A 1,874-nucleotide genomic window follows, 5' to 3' on the forward strand; every position below is an offset into this window, starting at 1 on the left:
GTTTAGATTCCCTATAAATAAAGAATATCATACATCTGGCCAATTTACTTGCGCTGAGGAATTAATTTACAAAGAGTATTCGTGGTTACAATTAGTAATCATCTAGAGAGTCACAAAGCCGATAATTGCGTTATTCTGTTGTTGAAAGTTGAGAAAATATTGTCGATTTATCCTTGGGGAGATATCTATAGTGACGACAGAAATTAAATCATTTGTCTCTTCATTTCCAGTTAGAATAGTCTGTCTACTCTCTTGACTTAAAGTCTTTTATATAGAATTATTGAGATTACTTTGAATCTATACAGAACTGTCTATTATAAACGCAACTAATCACTATTTTGCAATATTAATTCGCGTTATTGTTATCAGTTTTACTATTATTAATTAGAAAGGTTGATAGGATTTTGAAATCAAGGAACTCAAAGAAGTTTCTGACAAAAATTACATATTAGAAGAGTCTGTCTTCTTCTAAATTGCAACTGGAGCAATCAGCCATGCCAATGAAGTTGTTTAAGTGCGACGAAACGATTCCCGAACGGGAGAAGCACATATATATTAAAGAGAAAGGAGAAGATACAACCCAGTTTCTCCCTAGCGCCCACGTCGAAACCATTCCCGGCTCATTATCTGAGCGCGGATGCAGTTATTGTGGTGCAAAGCTAGTAATTGGTGGTGTTCTCAAAGACACTATCCAGTTGATACATGGGCCTGTGGGCTGTGCCTATGATACATGGCACACCAAACGCTATCCTAGCGACAATGGCAACTTCCAACTCAAATATGTCTGGTCATCGGACATGAAGGAACAGCACGTTGTCTTCGGTGGTGAAAAGCTGCTGAAAAAAGCGATGCTGGAAGCCTTTGCAGAATTTCCTGACATCAAGCGGATGATGGTCTACACCACCTGCTCTACTGCTTTGATTGGCGATGATATTAAGCCTGTAGTCAAAGAAGTAGAAAAAGAACTTGGTGATGTCGATATCTTCACTGTGGAGTGTCCGGGTTTTGCTGGGGTGAGTCAATCCAAAGGACACCACGTTTTTAACATGGGGTGGATGACTGACAAGGTAGGAACTTATGAGCCGGAAATTACCAGCCCATATACTATCAATGTCATTGGTGACTACAACATTCAAGGAGATACCTTTGTCCTTGAAAAGTACATGGAAAAAATGGGTGTGCAAATTATTGCCCATTTTACTGGTAATGGTACTTATGACTCATTGCGTGGAATGCACAGAGCGCAGTTGAATGTTACCAACTGTGCCCGTTCTGCTGGCTATATTGCCAATGAGTTAAAGAAAAAATATGGCATTCCCCGGATTGATGTGGATACTTGGGGCTTTGACTATGCTAAGGAAGGGTTACGCAAAATTGGGGCTTTCTTTGGGATTGAAGATAGAGCCGAAGCTGTGATTGCTGAAGAAGTTGCTAAATATGAATCGAAGTTAGCTTGGTATAAGGAGCGCTTGACTGGGAAAAAGGTCTGTATTTGGACTGGAGGCCCACGTTTGTGGCACTGGACTAAAGCGCTAGAAGACGATTTGGGAATGAAAGTGGTGGCGATGTCCTCCAAGTTTGGACACCAAGAGGATTTTGAAAAGGTAATTGCCAGAGGTGAAGAAGGGACTATCTATATTGATGATGGCAATGAACTTGAGTTCTTCGAGGTACTGGAGATGGTCAAGCCTGATTTAGTGTTGACTGGCCCGAGGGTGGGTGCATTGGTGAAGAAGTTGCATTTGCCTTATGTGAATGGTCATGGCTACCACAATGGCCCTTATATGGGTTTTGAAGGTGCGGTGAATATGGCGCGGGATATGTACAATGCCATCTACTCTCCTTTGATGAAATTGGCTAAGGATGATATCCGT

1 protein-coding gene is annotated in these 1,874 nt (G+C 41.2%); it reads left to right on the top strand.

All coding sequences use genetic code 11. The features are described 5' to 3' along the window. Positions 1-494: 494 nt before the first annotated feature. Positions 495-1,874: nitrogenase vanadium-iron protein, alpha chain (gene vnfD, locus ACM0OY_RS40270; RefSeq protein WP_322652126.1), on the top strand; the 1,380-nt coding region annotated here is incomplete at its 3' end.

Origin of the sequence: Nostoc sp. CCY 9925 (assembly GCF_963920935.1) — a bacterium.
Classification (GTDB): Bacteria; Cyanobacteriota; Cyanobacteriia; order Cyanobacteriales; family Nostocaceae; genus Nostoc.